Origin of the sequence: Gracilibacillus saliphilus (assembly GCF_010994085.1) — a bacterium.
Classification (GTDB): Bacteria; Bacillota; Bacilli; order Bacillales; family Amphibacillaceae; genus Gracilibacillus; species Gracilibacillus lacisalsi.
Map to the genome: position 1 here is coordinate 19,073 of NZ_WJEB01000020.1, position 23,883 is coordinate 42,955.

The 23,883-nt window shown below is 34.7% G+C and carries 26 protein-coding genes and 2 riboswitches; of the genes, 21 read left to right on the plus strand and 5 right to left on the minus strand.

What is annotated here, in order from left to right; genetic code table 11:
- Nucleotides 1–138: 138 nt before the first annotated feature.
- Entirely contained in the window at nt 139–408 is a 270-nt protein-coding gene (locus GHT08_RS13470) for a hypothetical protein (RefSeq protein ID WP_163581915.1), read from the minus strand.
- Nucleotides 409–530: 122 nt separating this feature from the next.
- On the opposite strand from GHT08_RS13470, the gene GHT08_RS13475 reads away from it, so the two are divergent.
- Entirely contained in the window at nt 531–1,310 is a 780-nt protein-coding gene (locus GHT08_RS13475) for an alpha/beta hydrolase (protein WP_163581916.1), read from the plus strand.
- Nucleotides 1,310–1,459 (plus strand): hypothetical protein, encoded by a 150-nt coding sequence (locus GHT08_RS13480; protein ID WP_018933964.1) that lies wholly within the window; start codon nt 1,310–1,312, stop codon nt 1,457–1,459. The genes GHT08_RS13475 and GHT08_RS13480 overlap by 1 nt, the downstream gene beginning before the upstream one ends.
- On the opposite strand, the gene GHT08_RS13485 is transcribed toward GHT08_RS13480, so the two are convergent.
- Entirely contained in the window at nt 1,456–1,899 is a 444-nt protein-coding gene (locus GHT08_RS13485; RefSeq protein ID WP_163581917.1) for a YaiI/YqxD family protein, read from the minus strand. The two genes, GHT08_RS13480 and GHT08_RS13485, sit on opposite strands and share 4 nt — an antisense overlap.
- A 106-nt stretch (nt 1,900–2,005) precedes the next feature.
- Between GHT08_RS13485 and GHT08_RS13490 the strand changes: the two genes are divergently transcribed.
- A complete protein-coding gene (locus tag GHT08_RS13490) occupies nt 2,006–3,142 on the plus strand; it encodes a M20 family metallopeptidase (protein ID WP_163581918.1) in 1,137 nt (378 codons plus the stop codon).
- A 382-nt stretch (nt 3,143–3,524) separates the two neighbouring features.
- Here the strand turns inward: GHT08_RS13490 and dapA are convergent, their stop codons facing one another.
- Complete coding sequence (gene dapA / locus GHT08_RS13495; protein WP_193568304.1) at nt 3,525–4,415, minus strand: 4-hydroxy-tetrahydrodipicolinate synthase; 891 nt, start codon at nt 4,413–4,415, stop codon at nt 3,525–3,527.
- A gap of 137 nt (nt 4,416–4,552) precedes the next feature.
- A riboswitch (Lysine riboswitch) is annotated at nt 4,553–4,735 on the minus strand.
- A gap of 150 nt (nt 4,736–4,885) precedes the next feature.
- A riboswitch (TPP riboswitch) is annotated at nt 4,886–4,992 on the plus strand.
- Nucleotides 4,993–5,160: 168 nt separating this feature from the next.
- Between dapA and GHT08_RS13500 the strand changes: the two genes are divergently transcribed.
- The 7 genes from GHT08_RS13500 to GHT08_RS13530 all read left to right on the plus strand — a co-directional run bounded on the left by GHT08_RS13500 (nt 5,161) and on the right by GHT08_RS13530 (nt 10,798).
- Nucleotides 5,161–5,751, plus strand: coding sequence for an ECF transporter S component (locus GHT08_RS13500; RefSeq protein ID WP_163581919.1), 591 nt, complete (start codon nt 5,161–5,163; stop codon nt 5,749–5,751).
- A 6-nt stretch (nt 5,752–5,757) separates the two neighbouring features.
- On the plus strand, nt 5,758–7,212 hold the full coding sequence (locus GHT08_RS13505; RefSeq protein ID WP_163581920.1) for an ABC transporter ATP-binding protein: 1,455 nt from the start codon (nt 5,758–5,760) through the stop codon (nt 7,210–7,212).
- Complete coding sequence (locus GHT08_RS13510; RefSeq protein ID WP_163581921.1) at nt 7,202–7,996, plus strand: energy-coupling factor transporter transmembrane component T family protein; 795 nt, start codon at nt 7,202–7,204, stop codon at nt 7,994–7,996. Before GHT08_RS13505 ends, GHT08_RS13510 begins: the two co-directional genes overlap by 11 nt.
- Nucleotides 7,997–8,152: 156 nt before the next feature.
- Entirely contained in the window at nt 8,153–8,740 is a 588-nt protein-coding gene (locus GHT08_RS13515; RefSeq protein WP_163581897.1) for a hypothetical protein, read from the plus strand.
- A gap of 190 nt (nt 8,741–8,930) precedes the next feature.
- Nucleotides 8,931–9,632 (plus strand): hypothetical protein, encoded by a 702-nt coding sequence (locus tag GHT08_RS13520; protein ID WP_163581922.1) that lies wholly within the window; start codon nt 8,931–8,933, stop codon nt 9,630–9,632.
- 61 nt (nt 9,633–9,693) lie between these two features.
- Nucleotides 9,694–10,419 (plus strand): YkgJ family cysteine cluster protein, encoded by a 726-nt coding sequence (locus GHT08_RS13525; protein WP_163581923.1) that lies wholly within the window; start codon nt 9,694–9,696, stop codon nt 10,417–10,419.
- Between the two features lie 67 nt (nt 10,420–10,486).
- Entirely contained in the window at nt 10,487–10,798 is a 312-nt protein-coding gene (locus tag GHT08_RS13530; protein ID WP_163581924.1) for a YckD family protein, read from the plus strand.
- A gap of 114 nt (nt 10,799–10,912) precedes the next feature.
- On the opposite strand, the gene GHT08_RS13535 is transcribed toward GHT08_RS13530, so the two are convergent.
- Nucleotides 10,913–12,037, minus strand: a complete 1,125-nt coding sequence (locus GHT08_RS13535) for a CAP domain-containing protein (protein WP_163581925.1) — start codon at nt 12,035–12,037, stop codon at nt 10,913–10,915.
- A 171-nt stretch (nt 12,038–12,208) separates the two neighbouring features.
- On the opposite strand from GHT08_RS13535, the gene GHT08_RS13540 reads away from it, so the two are divergent.
- From GHT08_RS13540 to GHT08_RS13560, 5 genes are all read left to right on the plus strand, one after another.
- Nucleotides 12,209–12,730 carry an RNA polymerase sigma factor gene (locus tag GHT08_RS13540; RefSeq protein ID WP_272953899.1) on the plus strand — a complete coding sequence of 174 codons (522 nt, stop codon included), beginning with the start codon at nt 12,209–12,211 and terminating at the stop codon, nt 12,728–12,730.
- A gap of 1 nt (nt 12,731) precedes the next feature.
- A complete protein-coding gene (locus tag GHT08_RS13545) occupies nt 12,732–13,142 on the plus strand; it encodes a hypothetical protein (RefSeq protein ID WP_163581926.1) in 411 nt (136 codons plus the stop codon).
- Nucleotides 13,135–14,214, plus strand: a complete 1,080-nt coding sequence (locus tag GHT08_RS13550; protein ID WP_163581927.1) for a hypothetical protein — start codon at nt 13,135–13,137, stop codon at nt 14,212–14,214. Before GHT08_RS13545 ends, GHT08_RS13550 begins: the two co-directional genes overlap by 8 nt.
- Before the next feature lie 107 nt (nt 14,215–14,321).
- Nucleotides 14,322–14,852 carry a sigma-70 family RNA polymerase sigma factor gene (locus GHT08_RS13555; protein ID WP_163581928.1) on the plus strand — a complete coding sequence of 177 codons (531 nt, stop codon included), beginning with the start codon at nt 14,322–14,324 and terminating at the stop codon, nt 14,850–14,852.
- Nucleotides 14,845–15,789 carry a DUF4179 domain-containing protein gene (locus tag GHT08_RS13560; protein ID WP_163581929.1) on the plus strand — a complete coding sequence of 315 codons (945 nt, stop codon included), beginning with the start codon at nt 14,845–14,847 and terminating at the stop codon, nt 15,787–15,789. Before GHT08_RS13555 ends, GHT08_RS13560 begins: the two co-directional genes overlap by 8 nt.
- Before the next feature lie 48 nt (nt 15,790–15,837).
- Here GHT08_RS13560 and GHT08_RS22225 read toward each other — a convergent pair whose 3' ends face one another.
- On the minus strand, nt 15,838–16,143 hold the full coding sequence (locus tag GHT08_RS22225; protein WP_238343576.1) for a histidine phosphatase family protein: 306 nt from the start codon (nt 16,141–16,143) through the stop codon (nt 15,838–15,840).
- Between the two features lie 470 nt (nt 16,144–16,613).
- Between GHT08_RS22225 and GHT08_RS13570 the strand changes: the two genes are divergently transcribed.
- From GHT08_RS13570 to GHT08_RS13595, 6 genes are all read left to right on the plus strand, one after another.
- The gene (locus tag GHT08_RS13570; RefSeq protein WP_163581930.1) at nt 16,614–16,904 is read left to right on the plus strand and encodes a DUF5316 family protein; all 291 of its coding nucleotides are present in this window, start codon (nt 16,614–16,616) and stop codon (nt 16,902–16,904) included.
- A 708-nt stretch (nt 16,905–17,612) separates the two neighbouring features.
- A complete protein-coding gene (locus tag GHT08_RS13575; protein ID WP_163581931.1) occupies nt 17,613–18,299 on the plus strand; it encodes a response regulator transcription factor in 687 nt (228 codons plus the stop codon).
- Nucleotides 18,296–20,080, plus strand: a complete 1,785-nt coding sequence (locus tag GHT08_RS13580) for a sensor histidine kinase (protein ID WP_163581932.1) — start codon at nt 18,296–18,298, stop codon at nt 20,078–20,080. The genes GHT08_RS13575 and GHT08_RS13580 overlap by 4 nt, the downstream gene beginning before the upstream one ends.
- 422 nt (nt 20,081–20,502) lie before the next feature.
- Nucleotides 20,503–21,213, plus strand: a complete 711-nt coding sequence (locus tag GHT08_RS13585) for an N-acetylmuramoyl-L-alanine amidase family protein (RefSeq protein WP_163581933.1) — start codon at nt 20,503–20,505, stop codon at nt 21,211–21,213.
- A gap of 532 nt (nt 21,214–21,745) precedes the next feature.
- Nucleotides 21,746–22,600, plus strand: a complete 855-nt coding sequence (locus GHT08_RS13590; protein WP_272953898.1) for a polysaccharide deacetylase family protein — start codon at nt 21,746–21,748, stop codon at nt 22,598–22,600.
- Between the two features lie 58 nt (nt 22,601–22,658).
- The gene (locus GHT08_RS13595) at nt 22,659–23,681 is read left to right on the plus strand and encodes an LCP family protein (RefSeq protein ID WP_238343577.1); all 1,023 of its coding nucleotides are present in this window, start codon (nt 22,659–22,661) and stop codon (nt 23,679–23,681) included.
- Nucleotides 23,682–23,883: the final 202 nt, after the last annotated feature.

Below are 23,883 nucleotides of genomic sequence, written 5' to 3' on the forward strand. Positions count from 1 at the left end.
TTCCTTGGCAAAAGTATGAACCCAAGGAATAGAAACGAATATCCAAGGAAGCATTCATCATGCTCCTTGGATCATCCTGCGCTTCCTTATAAATTTAGCTATTCATGTTCTCTGATTTACAATGTTGAAAGTCAATTTTTAAAAAGGTCCAAAATACGGCGATCCTGGTCCATATGGTCCTGGTGGAAATGGTGGTCCATATGGAGGATAATTGTAGTAAGGTGGATGTGGCGGGTATGGATATGGCCCCGGTGGACCGTCAAGGAGTTCGCCTCCTAAATATCCTAACCCAAAACCTAGTAAACCTGCTCCTAATGGTCCGATTGGTCCGAAAAATCTTTCTTGCCCGTGTGGCTGTTGTGGATGGCGAAATTGTTGAGGTGCCATTTGATAGTGGTGATGATGCATTAAGCATTCCCCTTCCTTCTGTAAACTTTCATCACTTGATAGTAGCCTATGCACGAAATACAATTTGGGATGGGATATTCACCTATTTTTGAAAAAATAATTTATGGAAGGTGGTTGGTTCATTGCAAATAATTGAGAAAGACAACGTAAAATGGGAAGAGGAATTTTTGCATCAAGATGTTCCAAGTATTACACCGTACTTAATCGAGGAAGGTCGGACAGCACCGATCATCTTAGTTATACCAGGAGGAGGCTATGGTCATCGTGCTTATCATGAAGGGGAACCTGTCGCAAAGTGGTTAAATCAAAATGGATTTCATGCATGTGTATTAAGATACCAAGTTGCACCGATTTCACAACAAGAAACGATTGAACAGGCACAACAGGCTATCCAAACGATGAAAATCAAAAGAACTGATTGGGGATTGAATGATCAACATAAAATAGGGGTATTAGGTTTTTCTGCCGGTGGTCACCTTGCAGCGATAATAAGTAATCGTTACTTAGAATCAAAAGGTTATACATCAAGACCTGATTTCCAAATCCTATGTTATCCAGTGATTACCATGGACGAATTTACACATGAAGGTAGTAAAACAAATTTACTCGGTGAAAATCCAGATCAACAATTGATTGATCAGTATTCATGTGAGAAAATTGCACATGAAAATACTCCGCCCGCATTTATCTGGTCTACTGCAAATGATCAATCGGTGTTATCAGTAAATAGCTTAAAATATGCAGAGGTATTGCAACACTATCAAATCCCTTATGAGTTACATATTTATCAAGACGGCAGACATGGTTTGGGTCTTGCTGATGAACATCCTAATACAGTAGATTGGAAACAAGCTTGTACTCGTTGGCTAAGTGCTTATATAACAGAAGGTGAGGAAGACTAATGGCAAAAAAGGTAAAAATGCTCGTGCAATCCACTTATAACAAGGAATTACTGCGAGCAGGTAAAGTATATGAAATCAATGATGAAACAGCAAAACGTTGGCAAATTAGCCGAATTGCTGAAATCATTGAAGAAGAGGAAAAAGATTAATATAGCTCCAATAGCTTTCGTAACTTCATGCGGAAGCTATTTTTTTGTTCATCGGTAAATTTCTTTGGGCCTTTCGTTCGTATACCAGCTTTTCTAGCTTTAGCATTTACATGTCGCTCTTGTAACATTTGGTTTATTTTATCCTTTGAATAAGTAAAACCAACATGATGCAAACAAAAGCAACCTTTCTCTAAACAAAGTGCTGCAAGCCCATAGTCCTGTGTAATGACGAGATCATTATGCTGAACCATTTGTACAATGCGGTAGTCAACTGCATCAGCTCCGTCATCTACATATTTTACTGTTACATGTTTAGGTGTATCTTGTAACGAAAAATGGCTGTAACTTTTTACTAGTATCACATCTATTACAAAACGCCTAGCCTCGTCTAAAATGATTTCAGTAACCGGACAAGCGTCTGCATCAACAAATATCTTCATAAAATACGCTCCATTCTAAAATATTAGTAGCCATGAATAGTATAGCAAAATCGACAAAGTTATAGTATGATTTTCATAATCAATATATAGAAAGTTAGGGAATGAGATGAAAAGTTATTTAAAAGAACAACAAGAGCATATGTTGAACATGTTAGAACAGTTAGTCAATATTGATAGTGGCTCCTACGATAAAGCTGGTGTCGATAAAGTAGGAGCAGTCATGAAACAAATATATCAACAAATTGATTTCGAAGTGGAAGAAGTGAAACAAGAAGAAGCAGGCAATCATTTAATTATTCGAAAAAAGAATGTGGATCCTTCAAAACAAACAATATTAATCCTTACACACATGGATACCGTTTTTGAAAAGGGAACAGCTAATGAAAGACCATTTCATATTAATGGGAATCGAGCATACGGACCTGGAGTAATCGATATGAAAGCAAGTCTTGTTTCAGTATATTATGCGATGAAAGCATTACTAGAACATAAGAAAGCGGCTGTCGAACAGGTGGAAATATTACTTACTAGTGATGAAGAAATCGGTTCTCCAAGCTCCAGAGCATTAATCGAGAAACATGCGCAAAATAAAAAATTTGCTTTAGTAATGGAACCTGCCCGAAAAAACGGAGCAATCGTCTCAGCAAGAAGAGGAAAAGGGCTTTATAAATTAGAAGTGATCGGAAAAGCAGCTCATTCTGGTATTGAACCGGAAAAGGGGAGAAGCGCAATCGAAGAGTTAGCGTATAAAATTATTCAATTATACGATATTACCGATGAAGAAGAAGGGATTCATGTCAATGTCGGATTAATAGAAGGTGGAACCTCTGTAAATACTGTTTCCGATCATGCAACAGCACAAATAGATGTGCGCTTTCGAACACAAGAACAAGCAGAAGAAATTAAAGAACAAATTGCTGCAATTATGGCTAATACAGAAGTAGATGGAACAAAAGTAAAAATCGAAGGTGATATTAATCGCCCACCGATGGAAAAAACGGAACAAACAGAAAAACTGCTTCGGATTATAAAACGAGTCGGGGACGAACTAGATATTTTTATCAAAGATACAGAAACAGGTGGTGGATCTGACGCTTCGTTCACATCAGCTTTAGGTATACCAACTGTTGATGGACTAGGACCCATCGGGGGAAGAGCCCATCGAGAAAGCGAATATCTGGAATTAGATTCATTTGTCCCTAGAACAATACTTTTAGCACACGTAATTGCCGAATTAGCATAAGAAAAACTGAGCAACAAACGCTCAGTCCTAAAAGCTAAAGATTTACCATTTCTCTAGCTTCCATTATGAAATACTTGAACAGCTTAACCGCCACTCCGGCTGCCCACTTCCCTTTCCGTGGGGTTTGCCCTTCAGCTAACTTTTGCGAGCAAAACCCACTCGAAAAAGTGGATCTTCAGGTCAAACCATTCCCACAGGAGTGGAAGTGTGCGGGCTTCGCTAAGATCTGCTCTACAACGCTAGCATGAGGTAACGTGGTTGTTTTTACTCATAAATAGCAATTTCTAACCCATTGTAAAAATGTGCCACCAATGGTTTAATGTTTTCTTTATATGAAAAAAATGAAAACAGTTCACTTTATAGTTAGTGAACTGTTTTTATATTAACCAGCATAATAATTTTCTTGAAGGAAATGTAAATGGTGTCTTAATATTTGCATTTCTTCTTCGTTTAATGGTACTAATGGTAAACGGACATTTCCTACGTCTATACCATTCAACCCTAGAGCTGCCTTTACCGGTGTAGGACTTGGTGCCATAAACATCGTTTGCATAATTGGGAGTAAATATTGATGTAACTCCTGCGCTCTCCAGAAATCGCCATTTTGACAAGCAGCAACCATTTCATTCATTTCGTTACCAATGATATGTGAAGAGACTGATACAATTCCATTTGCACCAATGGCAACAGCAGGAAGTGTCAAATTATCATCACCACTGTATAGAGAGAAGTCCTGGTCTGTTTCTCGAATGATTTTGGTCATCACATCGAGGTTACCACTAGCTTCTTTTACAGAAACGATATTATCGATTTTAGCAAGTTCAATAATCGTTTCAGGATTCACATTTACACTAGTTCTACCCGGAATATTATACAACATCACTGGGAGTGTGGTAGATTCCGCAATGACTTTAAAGTGTTGATACAAGCCTTCCTGTGAAGGTTTATTGTAGTAGGGTGCAACAAGCATAACTCCATCTACACCAATCGTCTCCGCCTTTTTCGTCATTTCTATAGATTCACGAGTGTTGTTTGATCCTGTCCCTGCTATGACAGGTACGCGACCATTAACGACTTTAACCGTAAATTTAATGAGAGATAATTTCTCTTCTTTTGATAGTGTAGGAGATTCTCCAGTTGTTCCGGCAACAACTAGTGCATCAGTTCCATTTTGTAGTAAATAATTAATTAATCGTTCTGTTTTTCCATAATCAATCTCTCCATTTTGATCAAAGGGAGTTACCATCGCTGTTAATACACGTCCAAAGTTCATGATATATCCACCTCTATTCAAAGATTTAAAACAATTTGACTAGTTCCATTGAATAGAGGGTATCTCATCACCAATTGAAAATAAAAAGATGCAACAATGAGGGCATTGTTGCATCTGGAATTCAAATTGGATTCGATGCGTGAGATAGCCCTCCATATAGTGTGGCACTATATGACAGCCCTGCATTTATTCAATGAAGGACCAGTAAAATAAGCTGATGCATACTTATTTTACTTCGGCAAATTCCCCTTTCGATAGCTTTCTCAGGCAACACCAGCCTCCCACTATGTACTAATGGTTTTTGCACCTCTATTCTCACTTCAATAAAAATTGAAGCAAAATATTTAATTGTTTTACGTTGTTACCAACTATATCAAAAAATATCGATTCATGCAATCTGATTTTCAAAAAAATTTTCTTGACAATATGGAAAAATTTGATATGATGAAGTCGAATTAAATATTATCAACACATTCCACTAGGGGTGTCTTTTAAAGACTGAGATTAAAGTGCTACTTTAAGACCCTTAGAACCTGATCTGGCTTATACCAGCGTAGGGAAGTGGCTAGTATCTAATATATTGCAATACTTTTTATATGGATAAGTATAGCCACTATCTCTACGTATGTATGGATAGTGGCTTTTTGTGTTTGGAGGAGGGTTTTGCTGTAACTAAGTGAGTGATCAAGAACGGGTAAGACTAGACGAATACTTATTCTTAATTTAAAAAAGGAGATGGATGTAGATGAGAAAAACATTAACTTTGACTGATATTTTAATAACAATTGTTATTGCCTTTATTTTTAGTGTTATCTACAAACTGTGGGGTCCATTATACAGCTTTGTAGGGATACTTGGTTTACATGTGGATCAGTTAATATACGGTATGTGGTTTATGGCTGCAACAGTAGCTTTTCTGATTATTCGCAAGCCGGGTATTGCTTTATTAGCAGAACTCGCAGCTGCTCAAGGAGAGTTTTTATTTGGTGGACAATGGGGTATATCACTCCTTTTATATGGTCTTATACAGGGATTAGGCTGTGAACTAATCTTTGCTATGTATCGATATAAGAGTTATCGTCTGTATGTTACTTGTCTAGCAGCAATAGGCGCTGCGATAGGATCACTATTATTAGATGTTTTTTATGGTTATATCGATTCATTAGCATTATGGAATCTTACATTATTGATCGTTGCCAGATTAGTAGGATCGATATTGATTACGGGTGTATTTGCTTATTACTTGGTAGAAGCATTGGACAAAACAGGTGTCACAAAGGCAATCCGTCCAGTAACTAATGATGATTATCAAAGACTCGAAGATGAGATGAGGTAAATTGGCATGCTTGAAGTGAAAAATTTACGAGCTAAATATCCAAATGAAACATCATTATTATTTAAAGATGTTTCACTATCCATTCAACAAGGTGAGAAAGTATTGCTTGTCGGTCCATCAGGATCGGGAAAGTCCACCTTACTTCAGATATTGGCTGGCTTAATACCTGACGTGATAGAAGTACCTATTAAAGCTGATAAACGGAAGATTTCAGAATCGTATGGAATGGTTTTTCAGGATCCAGATGCCCAGTTTTGTATGCCTTATGTAGATGAGGAGATTGCTTTTGTACTAGAAAATAGAAACATACCTCAGCAAAATATGGCTTCCTTAATTAGCCAATACCTAGATCAGGTTGGTTTACAATTAGCGGATCAACACGTTTCTATCCAACAATTATCAGGCGGTATGAAACAACGGCTTGCGATAGCATCGGTATTAGCCTTGGAACCTGAAGTGTTGTTCTTAGATGAACCAACTGCTATGCTGGATCAGGTTGGCACGAAACAAGTTTGGGATACCTTGAAGGAAGTTTCAGAAGATAAGACAGTTGTGATTGTAGAACATAAAATTGACCATGTTTTACCCTTAGTTGATCGGGTCATTATTTTAGATGAAATAGGTGCTATAGTGGCTGATGGTGAACCGAACGATATCTTCAATCGATTCCGAAGTAAGTTGTATCAATATGGAATATGGTATCCAAACATTTGGGATGACTATGCCCGGCAACTTCCTAATTATGCCCAATATGATAACATGCATCAACCGATTATAACCATGGATTCCTTTCATGGTTACTACCAAAAACAAATAAAAATGCATGTTAACGATGCAGTGATTCATCGAGGTGACTGGCTAGCGATAACTGGTGAAAATGGTTCAGGTAAAAGTACGTTGATGCTTGCAATAATGCAATTGATTAAAACATCAGGAGAGATTAACTATTTTTTATCAGATAATATTAACACATGTGATTATCGGAAGATGGGGTATGTGTTCCAAAATCCTGAACTGCAATTTATCACGAATAGTGTTTATGCCGAACTAGAGCACTCTTTGAAAAATAGTGAGGCTCACCCAGAAGAGTTTGCTGATAGGATAGAAGCACATTTAAAAAGATATAACTTATATCATGTTAAAGACCACCATCCCTATCAATTATCTATTGGTCAAAAGAAACGATTAAGTGTAGCAACCGCTACCATTGCAGATGTTGATATTCTACTTTTGGATGAACCGACCTTTGGTCAAGATGCCAAAAACACTTTTCAAATGCTTGAACTTTTTGAAGAATGCCGAAAAAATGGCATCACGATTGTGATGGTTACCCATCAGCCTGAAATAGTTGAATTATATGCAACGAAGGAATGGCGAATAAAAGATGGGGAACTTATGGAAATCTTAGATCTTTCCAGAGTGCAAGAAAATATCTTGAAGGATGATATGTATGTCTATTAGTATTAGTTACCAACCAACCTGGTTACATCAGATAAATCCTAGTTTTAAATTATTGACATTAACTGCTCTATTTATTGGATTGTTGTTTGTCCATAATCCTAACTTTTTGTTGTATATGATTACTGGAATTGTTGTACTTTATCTTTTTGGTACCGGACATCGTTGGAAAGTTATCGGGTTATTAGCTATTCCATTAGCGATTATTTTTCTTTCCTCCTCTACAACGATGATCTTTTTTGGGGAGGGGGAACAAACGTGGTTTAAGTTCGGTCTCATACATATCACAGAGGAGAGCTTTTATCGTGGCATTCACTTAGGATTAAGAAGTATGGTTTTTGGCCTTTTAAGTTTACTATTCGCTTTGACGACTAGACCCGTAAATTTATTTTACTCCACGATGCAGCAATTGAAGTTAAAGCCGAAGTATGCTTATAGTTTTATGGCGGCAATCCGTATGTTACCGATCATTGTGGAAGAATTCCAAACATTACGTCAAGCGTTAAAGGTGAGAGGTGTCCAATATTCAAAGGGGATTAAAGGGATGTACGAAAAAGTAAAATTATATGCCATTCCTTTATTAGCCCAAAGTATTCGACGAGCACATCGAATTGCCGTATCTATGGAGGCGAAACAATTCTCGAAAAATAATAAGCGAACTTTTTATTATCATTTAGGTTATACGAATAAAGATTTGTTATTTTTCCTCATCTTAGTTGTTTGGTTAATTTTTTCGTATGTTTGCAGTAACCAATTTACAGTATTTCCAGTTGAATATGTACGGTAAAAGGATTAACAATGAGGGTATAAATCAGTCTAATAAACATGGTTTATGCCTTTTTCTTTATCATAAAAGGGATGAGCCGATATAAATGAAGAAGTTTAAAAAGATGGCGCTTTTTTTACATATCAAACGTTTATAGTGAGGAGAGGAGAGACTACTATGATTAATACGAAGTGTCCTATCTGTAGAGGTAATGTAGAAGAACAAGTTTCAGAAACGATAGAACTCATGAATAATCATAAGATTTATCTTGATGCTGACTTTGTCTATGTATGTGATAATCAATGTGGGTTCATTCAAAAGAACATGACTTATCCTATGGTTATTGCAAAGCAGGATTCAGAAATATTTTTAGTTGCACTTGATAGTGATAATGGGAGAGTTGTAGATAAAGCCCAAAATGTATGTTTTCCAGTGATGAACATTGACTCGATATTAGCACGCGGATATTGGGAAGCATATGTTGGTTCCGTGGATGGTTTATCATTATTGCGAGAAGCTCGCGACAGCCGATCTGGTTATATAGAGGAGCCAAAGTTATTTGATTTTGCAACAAGTGAACTTTCACAAGACGCTTTTTTGTGTTGGTTGTTTGAGCATGCTAGGAAAGAAAGTGCAGAAACAGCAGGACAGATAGCACAAGACATATTAAATAATATCTTTCATCAATTTCAAAAATTAAACCAAACCTTTACCGAAAGTTTTGAAGATTATTATTTAGTTGATATAAAGAACTCATCATATTGATATTTTATTAATCCTTGAATCGAAAATCTCTAATGAGAAAGTCTATATTGTCATAGAAGATAAAGTAAATAGTGGAGAAAGTCGTCAAGATCAACCTGAATTTTATGTTAATACCTTAAAGAAGCTAGAAACAAAAGGATATATTATACCTGTCTATTTTAAAACTGGTTATCTATCATCTTTAAAAGAAATGAATTTAACAGAGCGAAATATCGTATATATTGGTAATCAAACGATTCATCAGATATTTTCTCGTTACTTGCAACAAATTTCGGAGCATATTATATTATGGCATTGGTGGAGTCATTTCTTAACAAAACATTATGAGCCAATTGAGCGCACTTGCAACTGGACTATTGATCCCAAATGGTCATTAAAAGAAGTTAATCAAAAAGCAAAAGGTGAAGATTTGACGGTTCCACTTGTTTTTGACAAGGTAGTCCAAGTATTGTTTAAAGAGTTTGAAAATGAACAATATAGGAGAAAAACATTTACTGTACAGGGCAAAGGTCATATTGACTGGCATTACGAGATACATAAAAAAAGTTGGAAAAACAAGTCCCAGAATATCTTGGTCAGCCTTTACTTTATTTGGGATATGAATCGGTTTTCTCTCGTTATAAAATCCTCTCCATATAAGTATAAGCCGAAGAATAAATTATCAAGTGAAGAATATCAATATTACATGACTTCCAAGAAATTGATTAAAAATAAATTGAAAGATAATCATCATTTAGATTGGCAATTTACCAATTATTATCTTCAAATAGGAAATTTGAAAGATATTAATGAACTCACAATCGAAAAGTTAAACGAAACAATGACAAGAACAATAAATTTAACCTGTCATGAGCTGGATCAAATCTTCTTCTTTTTGGAAAACAATCTGTAATACTGTCTGTTCAAAAATCTGTTATACTAGTCAAAGAATTAAAACTAGCAGGAGACCAAATATGAATCATTATTTAACACAGGAAGAAATTATCGAGAAATGTAACGAATTAAATGAGAAATACCAAATTAACGAAGATGCTTTCTATCAAATTGTTGATCAATTAATAGATAGCAATCTTTCCGCAGACCAAAAATTAGTTAAAAGTTTTCAGCTTCTGCTTGAAGCCGTATCAACGGAAATTAATCAGATGGAAAAGACCGTAGACTTAGAACCAACTTGCCGAATGGGTTGTGCTTTTTGTTGCTACTTTCCGATTGTTATTAATAAGATGGAAGCCAAGTTAATCAAGCGTTCTATAACACAAATGCCTGTAGAGCGGAAAGAAAAAATAGTGGAGCATTTTGCCCATTACTATCGAGAGTATAAGGAGAAGGTGGATCAGTTTTCCGACTTGGATGTAACAGACCACAACCACAAGTATGACTATAAAAAATCTTTATTACCTTGTGTTATGTTAGACACAGATACGAATCAATGTTTGGCATACGAGATAAGACCTTTACCCTGTCGAACATACGTTAATTATAGTGATCCCGCAGTTTGTGCTGATCAAGTCATGCCTGAGGAGACGATCAGTTATGAATTCCTGTATCAGGAGTACATGGGAGCGATCAATGAATTATTAATATATCTATATGAGCAAGAGGATACAGGAATTATTGAATATCCGAATGACTTGTATCAGGAAGATTTGTTAATAAACTGGATGAAAGATTTCAGCTAACCACTCCAATTTTTCGCATAAGTGTGCAAAAGGTTGCAATACTAAGGGAAAAAGGAGTGTGATCAAATTGCGGAAGTTTTTTATTGCATGTGCATTGACCATTTCCATTGGAGGATTATTCCTTTCATCTGTACAGGCAGAAACAGAGGAAGTGAAACTTTCTGTTGAGCAGATAGGTGAAATCAAAGCTCTGAAACAGGAAGTAATGGAAAAAGAAAAGCAAATCATTGAAAAGTACGTAGAATATGGTGTGTTTCCAGAAGAAAAAGCTCAAAAAATAATCCAACATATGGAGAAAAAATATGAGAAGCTCCAGGAAAATAACTTCATTCCAAAATGGGATCATAAACATCACATGAAACATGATAACGAAAATTAATTATCGTAGGGAGCTTCGTGAAGTCGCCTAGTTTCTCGGTGCTTGGAGCTAGACAAATCCAAAAAATTTATACTTACCTAATTACAAATAATGCTTACCTTTAGAAGGTAAGCATTATTGCGTTAAATAGGTTTCAGTATAGAATGGTTGCCCATCTTCTTGAAAAGCAACCCCTACAGACATTTGTCTAAAATCGGAGTTTAAAATATTGTCCCGATGCCCTTTTGAATTCATAAGGCCTTGATGAGCAAAGATACTGCTAGGCTGTCCTGCTGCTAAATTTTCTCCAGCCATACGGAATGTGATGTTATCTTCTTCCAAGCGGTCAAATGGTGATTGGTTATCTAAATTGGTATGTCCAAAATAATTATTTTCCGCCATATCCTCACTATGATTTTGAGCAGTTACTCTAGAGGTTTCATGCCATTCCAATATTGGTTCTTCGAATTTAGCTCTTGCAGCATTTGTAAGATCAAACAGCTGATATTCTAACCCCTCTGCTAAGGCACTATCCGGAGCTGCAAAATAGTCCTCCTTTCGGTCTTCCAGACTTTCATGAATGATTTGAATAGCCGCTATCCTATTCTCTTGATGAATGTCATAAAAAATGGTTACATAGTTATCATCGATTAAATAGGTGTCCTGTTCATCGTTATCATTGATACGATATTTAACAAATCCTTTTTTTATGGAATCAAGCGGTTCTCCAAATGTTTCTCTAACGTCATTCTTATCGTTTTGTAGGGTTATATCAACGCTCGAACTAATCAGATCTTGATTGGTGTATAGGCCTACAACCTCATTATCATCGTTATAAGCAATCATGACAAAATTTTGATAATGTTCATGGTAAGTGTACCAATTTGTCCCATATTCATTTAATGTACTTCGTTTCAAGTCATTAACAATATTTTCAACATCTGACTTTTTATCATTAATTTCGATGTTATGAATCGAAAAAGTTTGTTCAGAAGGTTTCGTGAGATCAGGTGATTCTATATTAGGGGAAGGTACATCTTCAGAATGATCGTCTGTCACGGAGTCAAAAAAATTTTCTAATTCGAAACGAAGGTTTTTGATTGTGCTGCTTATCTGGCTATTATTTTTTAATTGATTAAAATCATCCTTCATCTCATACCAAACGCCAGTTAATCCATCTTGCTTAAAATCATCTTCGTATAAAAACCATATTAATCCTCCTATTAACAGGAAGAAAACAATCGTTCGAAACTTGGGCAAATCCTCACTCCTGACTTCTTTGGTATTCTATTCTTTCATTATATCATGATTATTGAGAAATATAAGTGAAAAAAATTTTAATATTTTTGTAGTCATTCTCTTTTTTTAAACGTCAATTAAAGGAGAGACATAAAAAAGGAAGGGGGGAGCATCATTCAAGATGAACAACTGATCAAAAAAATAAGAGCCGGCAATCAACATGCGATCCGCTTGTTGATAGAGCGGTACAAACATCATGTTTTTAAAGTAACTTATAGTGTCGTACATGATGAAAAGATCGCAGAAGATCTAGCACAAGAAACCTTTATTAAAATGATTGATGCTCTTTCTTCCTATCAGCATAAAGGCTTTAAAACTTGGATTAGTCGTATTGCCCTACATAAAGCAATTGATTATAAGCGAAAGAAGACAAGACAGAAAGAAGAGTTAGAAACCTTTGAAGAATTTGAACCAGTAAGTATGCAGACAGATCCAGACGAACAAATCATCAGTAAAGATACATTAAACAAGGTCCATCAATACGTTAATAATATGCCGGAAAAGTTTCAAATCGTGGTGAAAGCTTATTATTTTGAAGAATTATCTTATAAACAAATTGCACAAAAGTTAGGTGTGGAAGAAACGAATGTCAAGATGAGATTATATCGAGCAAGAAAATGGATGAAGGAAAACTGGAAGGAGGAGGATTTTTAACATGAAACATATAACAAGAGACGCTCTACTGGCTTATATAAATGCTGAGTCTAACCAGGAGACAGAAGTTGAAAATCATTTATTAGAATGTGAAACATGCACTGATTTATATTTATCAATCGTAGAGGAAGTCGAAATGAACAGTGGGCTTTCCAATGATTTTACAGATGATACACTTCAGCAATTGGAAATCAGACTACCTGCTCCTCCGCAAAAGAAACAAAACAATGTATTCATCCATTACCTTGTAGCAGCTAGCTTAACGATTTTACTGACTATAACTGGTGTATTCCAAGGGGCATTAGATGTATCAGATATCCAGCAGAAAAAAGGTGGATCTATTACGGACCACCTCATGACGAAAACAGATGGTGTATTACAAGAAATAAAGGGGGTTCATCGACATGAATAAATCAGGATTAGCTGCATTTTTTCTAGGAATCATTCCAGGATTTGGACATATTTACTGGGGACATAAAATTCGGGGTGTTCTTTATACACTTACTTTTGCTATAACTGTTGTATTAGCTTTTTATATGGTGATATTCGGGTTTGATCCCTATTATGACACTTTTTTCATACTAGCCTTTTTCGCTTTCATGATATGGGGTATTAATATGATGGATATTACGATAACACTTTTCATAGCAAAAGTGCACAATGGTACAAATGAGAGTAGTAGTGAGACACATACCCTAAAGGAAACTTCTAACGAGCGAGTGACTACAATGTTATTGTCGGTAATACCTGGAATGGGACATTTTTATTTGGGCTTGTCTTATCGTGGATTAACCATACTTGCTGCCTTTTTCGGCGTGATCATCATGGTTTTCTTTATTAGCTTTCTAACGAGTGCTGTTTTTTTGATTTTTCTATTAGCACTTCCAATTATTTGGATATATAGCATGTTTGATATTATCCAGCTATTAAATCAAAAACAGGCAGGTATCGAATTAGAAGATCGAACCATCATGGACGATTTTAATCGAATACAAGATAATGAGAAAAAAAGTAAGATGATCGCGACTATCTTATCAATTTTCCCTGGAGCAGGTCATTTGTATTTAGGCTTGCAAAAAAGAGGGATTCAGTTAATGGCATCCTTTTTATTTTCGATTTATATTTTGGATGTACTAAACTTATCACTTTTTCTATTTTTGATTCCGTTAATTTGGTTTTTTAGTTTCTTTGATGCCTTACAGTTAGCGAATCGGTTTGAATATGAAGTACTTGAGGATGTTCCGATCATAAAATATTTAGCTAGTTATCAAAAATGGATTGGTATTGCGCTCATTATACTTGGTTTGTTCTATTTACTTGATTCAGTGTTGATGCCCGTCTTTGCCAGTTATTTAGAAAAGTTATTTCATATCAATTTTCAACGATTATATCATCAGTATTTCCAAGTTACAGTGATTAGTCTTTTACTGATAGGTGCAGGAATCCTACTTGCTATCAATCAAAAAAAAGCTAAAAATAAATAACGAAGATAAAGAAGGGGAAATTGTCAAAAGTTTTCCCTTCTTTTTTCATTTATAATGAACTTATTGCATGTTTCAATACTCTTATATAGGAGAGGGGGATAGCGGTAATGAATGTAGCACTGGTAAAGAAAGCAAAAAAAGGGGATAAAGAAGCACTTTTAAGCCTGATTTTAAGTCAAAAAGATGATTATTATCGCTTGGCATTTTCCTATATGAGAAAGGAAGAAGATGCTTTAGATGTCATAGAAGATATGATTGTTAAGCTTTATGAAAACATTCACTTATTAAAAAACAACAAATCTTTTTACAGCTGGAGTAAAAAAATATTAGTTAATTGTTGTCATAATGCCTACCGCAAAAGAAATAAAACCGTTCTATTAGATGAACAGGAAGCAGAAAATACGTTGAAACAAGCTCATAATGATTTTGAACGAGTGGAGAGGCAATTAGACATACATAGCATGCTGGCACATCTTAATGAAAAGCAAGCGGAGGCGATACGCTTAAGATATTTACATGACCTTGATTTCCTAACTATCGCCAACATGACGAATACTTCTATAGGAACGATAAAATCAAGAGTATTTTACGGTTTAAAAAAATTACATTCTTTGTATCGAGGTGATCGAAATGAGTAGTGTAAAGAAAGAGATACAAAAAGAGAAGCAACAATTAGCCTCTCTTCATGCTCCGGAACATCTGGAGGATCGCTTGCGTGCTTCCTTAGAAAGAGAAGATAGAAAAAAATCTAATAGAACAAAGGTTATTTGGAAATTTGCGGTAGCTATCATCTTTTTTTCGATCTTGATAAGTTATAATTACCAAGGGCTAGCTTATTATGGTAAGAAAATAATAGGCTTCGATAACGTGGATGTCATTTCGGATACGTTACAAGATTTAAATAAAATGGGAAACGGCCAAAGTATTAATGAAAGCATAACATTAGAAAGTGGGGTAAGATTTACTGTCAATGGCGTAATGGTTGATGATAATCAATTCATTCTATACTATACCTTAACGAGTGAATCAAATAATTTAGATGCCCCCGAGTTAGATTACACACCAATTAAACTATCTGGTTTTTTTACCAATTCTCATATGGACAGTGGGGCAGCCAAGATAAGTGAAGATAAAAGCACAGTAAAGGGGACATATTCCTTTGAACCACCAAATGGCTTTGCTAAGGAATTAACTTTACATTTTCAAATGTCAGACAAAACACTAACCTTTGACTACGATCCAAATAAAGCGATGGGTGCCATTTTCAAACAGAGAATCGGTCGAAAAATCCATTATGATAATGGATATGTAGAATTTAAGACGATTACGGCATCACCAACCACAACCGTGATTAGGGGCTCTACAACGAAAGAAATGATCGATCAAAATTTGTTTGATCAGCTAGAGCTTGTAGCTGACGGTAATAAAATAGAGCGTATGGGCAGTGGTTACAGTAGTAAATGGACTGGTGGGTATCAATTTGAAATACGCTATGATGCATTGCCTACTGAGGTATCCGATTTGGAAGTTAGGTCAGATATATTAGAAGACAGGATAGAAATTATCGCCGATTAAAAAATGTTAGGGTTGTTCCTTTATACAGGGATAACCCTTTCTTAATCATTACATACCGTCAAGCATTTCCAATTCGCGTAAAGTAAAGCGAGAAATAAGATTAAAACCTTTACCTTGGCCAAGTGGTTCAATCATAACAGTACCCATGTTTGGAATTGGTCCTAACCCAATATGATTAGGAAAACTGTGAGCAATAATAATCTTGTTTTGACCAGCAGGTGGTTTAATTTCTAAAAGGGAGTAGAAGCATTTTACGATGCTTTCTGTCTGTTCTATACTCAAATCGGCACTTAAATGATATACTTCAACCCAAAATGGATCGACTTGATAGCTAGTATTTCCAAAAGCTATCATAGCAGTTTCGATATTCCTACAAAAAGGACTAGTTATCACAGGGGTTTGTACAGGAATTTGCAGGTTGCGAAATGTAATTCCATATAAAAAAGCTTGCCATCTACCCGAATCAGATAAGTTTCTTTGTGTAGAGCAATCTTCAAAGTTTAGATTTGGTAGGTCTTCTCCTATAGTAGCCTCCGCATGCCTTGTATACAGTATATAACCACCTTATTGTAATTGGTTCAAAAGGGGAGTACGATAATAACAGACATTCCATTGATTAATAATGATTCACCTCCAGCAATGATTTCCGTTAAATATTACATGAGTATGTTTTAGCAGCCAGTTTTATTAACTAGTTACAATCTAAACATATGTCAATAATATCTTGTTGTTATTTTTTGTTGCCATCACAATAAAAAGTAAACGAAATTCACAAATGAATCAAATTAAATGTTTAATCGTAAAGTATATCAAGGAGGGATAACTTGAAATATTTTCTTATCGGCATTATTTTATCTGTGTTAGGTATTGTACTATCCATCATTTTGTGGGGAATCGATCAGGCATATATGATCACTGGTGGTATTGGAATCGTGTTTATTGGAATATCAATGATTTTTTCGGGTGCCTTGCTAAGTGGAGACAGAATGAGAGCCAATTATGGAACAGAATCTACCGAGGATAGAAAAAATCGAAATACGATAACTATTCGAACTGGGGTAATAGGAATAACTAATCTTATCATTGCGTTATTTATTTACTTCATTATCAACTAAAATACATGTAAGTAAATTTCTGGTTCTATATCTTAACTAGCACTTAAAATTTTATACATTTTAATTTTATAGTATTCCACACAAGTATATAATTGCTAGGAAGATGGGGAGAATTTTAACTACAATTGAATTATTTAAATCCTAATGAAAAATGATATCAAAAGAGTAATTGGTAGATCGGATTATCATTCTTTATCTTATCTTTACATGCTTCTGTTATTATTATTTTAGCGGATACGCAATAATTCGTAATATATTCATATTTGGTTAAATAAAGGAAGGTTCGAATGAGTAAAACAATATCGGTCGCAGAAGATGAAGATATATAAGTATACCAATGCGTTCTTCTGGGGAGACCAGCCGGATTAATTGATCGGAATATTGCTTACTGGGTGGTTTAAAAGATTAAACCTTTACTTATTTTACGAATTGTACCAAGCATACTAACTGTAATTGCTGCATTTATCTTATTTTACAATGTTTTTTGAAATCCACTCTTCTGTTAAAGGGCGCGATAGTTGAAGAGCGGAAAATACTTGGGCATTGGAATATAGCATGCCACACTATTTTCCGATTACCCCATTTCTTATAAATGAATTCGTACCAGTTTCACAAATAATATCGGGTATATATCTTTATCTCATCTTTACATCGTTATGATATCTTTCATAGGCCCATACCTTTTAACATTGCGAAGGGAGACAAAAAATGAATAAATTAATATTAATTGTAGAAGATGAAGACATTTTACGTGAAATAGTGAAAGATTATTTGTTGGATGAAGGATATAAGGTATTAGAAGCAACAGATGGAAATGAAGCTTTAGCTATATTTGAAGAATATCAAGTGCATTTAATTATCCTAGATATTATGTTGCCTGAGTTAGATGGATGGTCTGTTTGCAGACGCATTCGAAAACATTCTGATGTGCCGATTATTATGCTGACTGCCCGTTCAGATGAAGATGATACCCTGCTTGGTTTTGAATTAGGTGCTGATGATTATGTTACAAAACCATACAGTCCGCCAATTTTGTTAGCAAGAGTAAAACGATTAATAGATAGCCGCTATTCTCGCGAGGATAAGTTTTCTAATGAAGATTCTTTGTCTGGAAATGGCATCCAAATCCATTTCCCTTCACATTTAGTGAAAGTAGACGGAGTCGATATAAATTTGACACATACAGAGTTTGAAATATTAGCTTATTTAATGCAAAATCCAGGGATTATTATTACGAGGGAACAACTAATCATTAAAATCTGGGGTTATGAATTTGACGGTGATGATCGCACAATCAATAGCCACATCCGTAATTTACGTCATAAATTAGGTGATAAAGCAAATAGTATCGTAACCGTTATTCGTGTCGGTTATAAATTTGAGGGCAGAGCATGAAAAAAGGAATCGTATTAAAATTATTTTTACTGACAACGTTGTTATGTATGCTCATTTTGTCAACTATTTTTATTGGACAAACGATATTTTTTAAGCAATATTATGCAAATCAAAAGGTAAACGATATTGAAACAGGTATTCAATCTTTTAAGAAGGAGTACTTAAAGGCTGAAGAAGATGTACCAGCGATTCAAAAGCTGGAGAGGGATTTCTATAAGGAACATGCAACATGGATTACAACATTAGATAGTGCGGGCAATATTAAATACGCCAATGATTTTTCTGTAAAAGTTCATATAATCAGTACCAAAAACAAGGATTTCATGGACAGTGACATTACCATACCATTATATAGCTTCATTGGCTTAGAAGATATTGAAAGATTAAAATTTAATTTAGAACAGGGAAAGAACATTATGATTGATGGGGCAATAAAAGATGATACTGTAGTTCCCGTTATTTTAACGGAAGAAGACGGGAATTTCACCCTAGAGAATAAGCTGCTATCAAAAAAATTATTTGGAAATAGGACTGAAACGGAACCTTCCACCAAAAAAGACTTACAGATATTTTTAATAGGACATATTAAGGAATTGCAGTTACCTGAAGGGACTATACGTTCAAACATATATACAAATCGTGTGTTTATAGAACGAATAAAACAATTTCAACAAAACCTGTTATTTAATGAAAAACCTAGTAGCAATGCTAAAACAATGGACTACGAGATAAATAATATTAATTACAAAGTATTAATTAGACCCATTAAAAATAATAATGGTGAAACTACCTATATTTTTGCAATGACATCCTTACAACCAATTGATGAAGCTGTGCAAATGCTAGAAGATTATTATGTATATTTTATTATATTTGTACTGTTTTTGATTGTTCTCGCATCATTTTATTATTCAAAAAAGATCGCTAGACCATTGTTACAAATAAACGATACAACTAGCAAGATTGCAAACCTAGATTTTTCGGAGACAATACCCATTACATCAAAAGATGAAATTGGCACTCTGTCACACAATATTAATACGCTTTCTAATACATTACATTCGTATATTAATCAGCTGCAGCAGGATGTAGAGAAAGAAAAACAATTAGAAAATACACGTAAAGATTTTATTTCCGGGGTTTCCCATGAATTAAAGACGCCTTTAAGTATTATGAAGAGTTGTATCTCAATTTTGGAAGATGGTGTAGCGAGTAATAAAAAAGATCATTATTTTAAAGCAATGTCCAAAGAAGTAGATAAAATGGACATGCTCATTGTAGATATGCTCGAATTAGCAAAATTTGAATCTGGTACGTATAAAATGAAAATGGATGTTTTCTATATTGATCAAATCATTGAGTATATATGTGAGCAATTAGCTTTAGACATTACGAACAAGCAATTACATGTTCATAAACAACTTTCTAAAACTAAGGTAGTTGCGAATCAACATCGAATTGAACAAGTTATTACTAATTTTATTACCAATGCGATTCGTTACACGCCAAAAAATAAAAGTATTATTATTTCCACGATAGAGGAGCAGGAGCGTGTAAAAGTATGTGTGGAGAATAAAGGGGCTCATATCGAGCAGGAGAATTTAGAAAAAATATGGGATCGTTTTTATCGTGGAGATACTTCTCGCAGGCGTTCAAAAGGCGGAACAGGATTAGGACTTGCTATTTCAAAGAATATTTTAGAGCTGCATGGTGCACAGTACGGTGTATCGAATACAGAAGATGGCGTGCTGTTTTTCTTCTATTTAAACAAAAAAGAGTAGTAACTTTTCATTCCGTATTCCGCCAACCTTAAGGGATCATTAACTTTTAACTTTATTTGAGCCATCTGTTCAATGCATTCATTGAACAGATGGTTTTTTCGTGTACGCTCATTGACTATATTCAAATTACAATACTATTTATAAATCTTTAAATGATATCAACCTCATCTTTATCTCATCTTTATCTTTCACTATTAGTATTTAAAAAGTACAAGCCTACATTTAAAAAAGGAAGGGGTTATATATTACTGCACGACCAATTCAAAACGGCGAAATATTTACCGAAGCTATTGACCTATTTAACAGAACAAGGAAACATGCTGATTCAGTTGAACCAGTACAACTCAAATGCTATGACCGTTGCCATCGTCTTGATGCTTAATAGCACTCCTAAACTATAAAAATAGAAAGAAGGTAGAAGTATGAAAAAAAATGTGTTAATGATTACATTACTCTTATTTTTAATATTAATAATGTCGGCTTGCAGCAGCAATTCCAACGACAATAATAATAACAATAATGAAAGTCATACTAACGATAAAGATAATAAATCAGAAACAACTTTGAAGGTTGTAATTGATCCGGGACATGGCGGTAAAGATAATGGGGCAACAGGTGCCAGCGGCAAGTATGAAAAGAGTTTTACTTTAAGTTTGTCGAAACGGTTGGAAAAACTATTAAAGCAGGAATCTGGAATAGAAGTTTTTATGACAAGAACGGATGATAGCTTTATTTCACAGGAAAGCAGATACAGACCTAAATATGCCAATAAACTAAATGCGGATCTATTTATATCTATTCACGGAAATACTTTTTCAAATCCCGATGTTTCGGGTACGGAAACATTTTATTATCATAAGAATTCCCGCCTTTTGGCTGAAGTTATACAGAACCATGTGGTAGAAGCAACCGGATTTAGAGATAGAGGAGTAAAAAAGGAGGATCTATTTGTTGTAAAGGATACGGAAATGCCTGCAGTTTTGATAGAGGTAGGTTATCTAACAAATGCTCAGAACGAGTCCAAAATGCGGACTGATGATTTTCAATCACGCGTTGCCACTTCAATTGTTGAAGGGATTAAAGAGTATAAAGAAAGCTCAGAAAAACAAGGTGTTTTAGAACGAATCTTTTAAGGACCTGTCCAAAATAATAAATTTTATAGGATATAGGGGCAGAATAGTGTTGAGAGAAATTTTATATTTGATTGGCGTGACGTATGGTTTGTCTCGGTTTAGTTATGGTCTGATGCTTCCCATATATTAACGAAAAGATTAATATGGATCAATCCACTAGTGGCGCAATCAATCTGGGGAGGAATCTATTGATCAATTTTTTTTCAGAATGGATTCTTTTTATTAGTCATAAAATATGGGGCTGTGAGCTGTTTTTGATCAAACTTTATTTCAAAGCTACACGTAGTCAGCTATTTTAAGTATATAGATAAGGATAACTAAGGCTCTGCTTGAAAGCCATCTAACAATTGATCAGAAGATCATGAGTTGGATGGCTTTTTGTATATGTAAATGTATGGCTTCCTCCAATTTTATAAATGTTTGAATCTTTAACAGATATTCATTCCATCTTTATCTTATATTTATTTCACTCTATTACGCTATTAATATGCCAAATCAAATAAGAGAGTACAGCGAAAGGAATGTAAGATATATGGTAAAAAAAATTCAACTAATCATCATTTGTGTATTATCGTTACTGCTTATTTTTCTACTAGCAGACAAAAATAAATCGGTATCGAAAAGCACCACGGACAATCAACAAATGAGTGAGCAAAGATTAGAAAACGACTTAGAAGATGGAATAGCAGACTCGGAAGATACAAAAAAGGATAATGACATAAGCAATGCTGATCAATCCATAAATGATGAAAGTACTAACAAAACCGTTTACTTAACATTTGATGATGGACCTAGTTCTGCATCAAGTGAAATTATCGATACGCTTGACCAATTTAATGCAAAAGCAACATTTTTTATGCTTGAACCTGCAATGAGAATGTTTCCAGAGGCAGTGAATCGTACTGTGAAGGAAGGCCATGCCGTTGGTTTACACGGCGTTACCCATGAGCGAGATAAATTTTATCAATCAGAACAATCTGCATTAAACGAGATGAAAGTAGCACAGGAAACTTTAGAGGAGATTTCAGGTGTTCACTCCAATTTAGTTCGCACACCTTACGGCAGCATTCCTTATTTAACTGATTCTTTCCGAAAAATATTTGATGAAAATGGATTGAAACTATGGGATTGGAATGTAGATAGTAGTGATTGGAGTTTATCCAAAGACGAATACGTACAGAACGTGATTTCACAAGTGGAGAAGTTAAATAAAGATGGGGTAGCACCAATTATTCTAATGCATGATCAAGATGAAACAGCTCATCACCTGTCAAATCTATTACATTATTTGCAGGAGCATAATTATCAAACAAAAAAAATTGATGAAAACCTAGAACCTTATAACTTTAATTGCTATGATCGTTGTTATCGCCTTGATGAAGGTTAAACAAAGTAGTTCAATCATGTTCCTTGTAGAACAATTCTTTAAAAGTGAGGTTATTAAATTGAGTACACAAAAAGCAAAGTCAAAGAAATGGAAAAAACGAATCATAAGGATATTATTATTTTTATTGATCTTTGTTATTGGCTATGGCTTTTATTTATTCATCCATGTCTATGGTGCAACAAAAGAAGCCCACGTAGAGATAGATCGTGAGGAAGGCAAATCGGAGCTTAGAAAAGAAGCCGTTACCATCGGTGATGAACCTATCTCTATCTTGTTAATTGGTGTTGAAGACTACGAAACAAACGGTCAAAATGGTCGTGCTGATACACAAATAGTTGTTACCCTAAATCCTAATACAGAACAGGTAACGATGACTTCTGTTCCACGTGATACTAGGATGGAATTTACAGAACAAGAAGCCGGACGTTATGCAGGTTTCCACAAGATTAATGCTTCATACACATATGGTTCTATTTCTGGATATGGTGAAAATAAACTTACCATGGAAAAAGCAGAAGAATTACTTAATATCCCAATTGATGAATATGTGGCCGTTAATTTTGACGGATTTAGAGATATTGTGGATGCGTTAGGAGGTGTCACGATTGATATTAAAGAGCCGTTTTGGGAAAAGAATTTTTATATAGGAGGAGAGCGGATCTATTTTGATAAGGGGGAAAGTAAATTAAACGGAGAAGAAGCATTAGCATTTGTACGAATGAGAAAACGTGCAGTAAATAATAGCTATTCTCGTGATGAACGACAACGTCAATTTATACAGGCAACAATTAATCAAGCCATTTCAACAGGAACACTCTTTAAAATAGAAGAAATTACAAATATTTTAGGAAAAAACATCACAACAAGCTTGAGTCCAAAAGAACTTTTCCATTTACAGCAAATCTATTCTTTCATTGATACTTCTGACATCAAAACATTTGAAATAGATGGCCAAGATCAAATCATGGATAATATCTATTATTTCATACCGGCAGAAGATAGCATATATTATGTAGCAAAACAATTAAAGCAAGAGTTGGAGTTACAAGAAGATGATACTAGTGAAGGTTCTATATATTAAAATGAAATAAATGAGAAATATAAACGTTCCTTATTTATTTGTTTATATCTAATCTAATTATTTTATATGTGCAATATAAAGGAATTATCCATGATTCACCCAAGTTCTCCATATAAGAATAAAATGTCAAATATTACAAATATATTAAATATAGTAAAGCTAGTAAACTTTTGCAAGCCTATTACATATACTATATGGAGAA

What these genes read in the sequence shown, in the direction of transcription:
- GHT08_RS13545 (WP_163581926.1), top strand. Translation starts at nt 12,732, where the DNA reads ATGAAACATATAACAAGAGACGCTCTACTGGCTTATATAAATGCTGAG.
- GHT08_RS13520 (WP_163581922.1), top strand. Translation starts at nt 8,931, where the DNA reads ATGAATTTAACAGAGCGAAATATCGTATATATTGGTAATCAAACGATT.
- GHT08_RS13555 (WP_163581928.1), top strand. Translation starts at nt 14,322, where the DNA reads ATGAATGTAGCACTGGTAAAGAAAGCAAAAAAAGGGGATAAAGAAGCA.
- GHT08_RS13515 (WP_163581897.1), top strand. Translation starts at nt 8,153, where the DNA reads ATGATTAATACGAAGTGTCCTATCTGTAGAGGTAATGTAGAAGAACAA.
- GHT08_RS13525 (WP_163581923.1), top strand. Translation starts at nt 9,694, where the DNA reads ATGAATCATTATTTAACACAGGAAGAAATTATCGAGAAATGTAACGAA.
- GHT08_RS13480 (WP_018933964.1), top strand. Translation starts at nt 1,310, where the DNA reads ATGGCAAAAAAGGTAAAAATGCTCGTGCAATCCACTTATAACAAGGAA.
- GHT08_RS13470 (WP_163581915.1), bottom strand. Translation starts at nt 408, where the DNA reads ATGCATCATCACCACTATCAAATGGCACCTCAACAATTTCGCCATCCA.
- GHT08_RS13490 (WP_163581918.1), top strand. Translation starts at nt 2,006, where the DNA reads ATGAAAAGTTATTTAAAAGAACAACAAGAGCATATGTTGAACATGTTA.
- GHT08_RS13585 (WP_163581933.1), top strand. Translation starts at nt 20,503, where the DNA reads ATGAAAAAAAATGTGTTAATGATTACATTACTCTTATTTTTAATATTA.
- GHT08_RS13575 (WP_163581931.1), top strand. Translation starts at nt 17,613, where the DNA reads ATGAATAAATTAATATTAATTGTAGAAGATGAAGACATTTTACGTGAA.
- GHT08_RS13560 (WP_163581929.1), top strand. Translation starts at nt 14,845, where the DNA reads ATGAGTAGTGTAAAGAAAGAGATACAAAAAGAGAAGCAACAATTAGCC.
- GHT08_RS13590 (WP_272953898.1), top strand. Translation starts at nt 21,746, where the DNA reads ATGGTAAAAAAAATTCAACTAATCATCATTTGTGTATTATCGTTACTG.
- GHT08_RS22225 (WP_238343576.1), bottom strand. Translation starts at nt 16,143, where the DNA reads ATGATAGCTTTTGGAAATACTAGCTATCAAGTCGATCCATTTTGGGTT.
- GHT08_RS13500 (WP_163581919.1), top strand. Translation starts at nt 5,161, where the DNA reads ATGAGAAAAACATTAACTTTGACTGATATTTTAATAACAATTGTTATT.
- GHT08_RS13550 (WP_163581927.1), top strand. Translation starts at nt 13,135, where the DNA reads ATGAATAAATCAGGATTAGCTGCATTTTTTCTAGGAATCATTCCAGGA.
- GHT08_RS13510 (WP_163581921.1), top strand. Translation starts at nt 7,202, where the DNA reads ATGTCTATTAGTATTAGTTACCAACCAACCTGGTTACATCAGATAAAT.
- dapA (WP_193568304.1), bottom strand. Translation starts at nt 4,415, where the DNA reads ATGAACTTTGGACGTGTATTAACAGCGATGGTAACTCCCTTTGATCAA.
- GHT08_RS13485 (WP_163581917.1), bottom strand. Translation starts at nt 1,899, where the DNA reads ATGAAGATATTTGTTGATGCAGACGCTTGTCCGGTTACTGAAATCATT.
- GHT08_RS13505 (WP_163581920.1), top strand. Translation starts at nt 5,758, where the DNA reads ATGCTTGAAGTGAAAAATTTACGAGCTAAATATCCAAATGAAACATCA.
- GHT08_RS13580 (WP_163581932.1), top strand. Translation starts at nt 18,296, where the DNA reads ATGAAAAAAGGAATCGTATTAAAATTATTTTTACTGACAACGTTGTTA.